Below are 255 nucleotides of genomic sequence, written 5' to 3'. Positions count from 1 at the left end.
GGCTCGCCGGTTTCATCGGACAGGAGAGGGCGGTCTCCGTCGCCATCGGCTGAAACGATCGCGTCCAGACCATGTTCCCGAACCCATTGGCGCAGCGACGCGATCGTCTCCGGTGAAACCGCCTCGGTATCGACCGGAATGAAATCCTTCGAAAACCCGAGTTCGACAACCTCGGCCCCCGGCAAGCGCGGCATCGGACTTGAAAATGCGATGGAGATTTTTGCCGACCTGAAGAAGGAATTCGGCTTCCCGGTC

At 60.0% G+C, this 255-nt stretch carries 2 pseudogenes; one reads left to right on the top strand and one right to left on the bottom strand.

The features are described from left to right. Positions 1-179 (bottom strand): annotated as a pseudogene (locus tag JZX87_RS31145) (phosphomannomutase); the annotation flags it as partial. On the opposite strand from JZX87_RS31145, the pseudogene JZX87_RS32140 reads away from it, so the two are divergent. Then, positions 169-255, top strand: a pseudogene (locus JZX87_RS32140) (3-deoxy-8-phosphooctulonate synthase); the annotation flags it as partial. The pseudogenes JZX87_RS31145 and JZX87_RS32140 overlap by 11 nt on opposite strands.

Origin of the sequence: Agrobacterium sp. Ap1, assembly GCF_017313375.1 — a bacterium.
GTDB lineage: Bacteria > Pseudomonadota > Alphaproteobacteria > Rhizobiales > Rhizobiaceae > Neorhizobium > Neorhizobium cellulosilyticum.
This window is presented reverse-complemented; position numbering and strand designations above follow the sequence as displayed.